Raw genomic sequence first — 1,100 nt, 5'->3', positions numbered from 1 at the left:
AGGACCATGCCCTTGCGGCCTCGTGGCCGTGCTGGAGCGGGGCCGGGTCGGCGAGACCTACCTGCTCGGCGGGCGCGCGGTGCGCAACAACCTCGCCGTGGTCCAGGCGCTCTGCGCCGCCTTCGACCGCCTGCGCCCGGAGCAGGCCCCCCACGAGCGACTGATCACCTACGTCGCCGACCGGCCCGGCCACGACCGGCGCTACGCCATCGACCCGTCCAAGGCCGAGGCCGAGCTCGGCTGGCACCCGACCCAGGACTTCGAGCGGGCCCTGGAGGAGACCGTGCGCTGGTACCTCGCCAACGAGGCCTGGTGGCGCCCGATCCGCGAGGGCCGCTACACCGGCGAGCGCCTCGGCCTCGGCACCGCCCCCGCCGGCCGCGCCTGAGCCGCGCCGATGCCCGAGACCATGAACATCCTGATCCTCGGCGGGGCCGGACAGGTCGGCACCGCGCTGCAGGCGCCGGCGCTCTGGGACGCGGGCACCCGCCTGCACGCCCCGAGCCGCACGGCCCTCGACGTCACCGACGCCGCCGCGATCGCGGCCGCTCTCGGCGCGCGCCCCTACGCGGCGGTGGTCAACGCGGCCGCCTACACCGCGGTCGACAGGGCCGAGAGCGAGATCGCCGCGGCCTGGAGCCTGAACGCGGTGGCGCCCGCGCTCCTCGCCGCGGCCACCGCCCGGGCCGGCATCCCCCTCGTGCACGTCTCCACCGACTACGTCTTCGACGGACGGACCGAGGCCCCCTGCACCCCCGACAGGCCGGTCAACCCGCAGAGCGTCTACGGGGCCAGCAAGGCGGCCGGCGAGATCGCGGTGCGCAGCGCCAACCCGCGCCACGCCATCATCCGCACCGCCTGGGTGGTGAGCCCGCACCGGGGCTGCCATCATCCGCACCGCCTGGGTGGTGAGCCCGCACCGGGGCTGGCTGGAGGGTCCCAAGGCGCCGCGCGCCGCCAACGCGCAGACACTGGTTCTTCCGACGATGCCCGCCTGACCAGGCCGGCATCGAAAGCAGAGTACCTCGAAAACGGATGATCGGCGGGCTGGCCACGAGCCACCCGTCGAATGGCCATCAGCGCGATGGTGATCAGCATGG

Annotated in this window: 2 protein-coding genes; both read left to right on the top strand. The window is 74.8% G+C overall.

Translation table 11 applies throughout. The features are described from left to right. A partial coding sequence (locus ASF49_RS17090; protein ID WP_200930081.1) for a GDP-mannose 4,6-dehydratase occupies positions 1-388 on the top strand: 388 nt, incomplete at its 5' end. A gap of 21 nt (positions 389-409) precedes the next feature. Beyond that, positions 410-1,039 (top strand): sugar nucleotide-binding protein, encoded by a 630-nt coding sequence (locus ASF49_RS17085; protein ID WP_082511384.1) that lies wholly within the window; start codon positions 410-412, stop codon positions 1,037-1,039. Positions 1,040-1,100: the final 61 nt, after the last annotated feature.

The sequence above is a fragment of the Methylobacterium sp. Leaf104 genome (assembly GCF_001422885.1).
Taxonomy (GTDB): Bacteria; Pseudomonadota; Alphaproteobacteria; order Rhizobiales; family Beijerinckiaceae; genus Methylobacterium.
This window is presented reverse-complemented; position numbering and strand designations above follow the sequence as displayed.

Bases quoted from the DNA above. Each gene is read 5' to 3' on its own strand.
- ASF49_RS17085 (WP_082511384.1), top strand. From the start codon at position 410: ATGAACATCCTGATCCTCGGCGGGGCCGGACAGGTCGGCACCGCGCTG.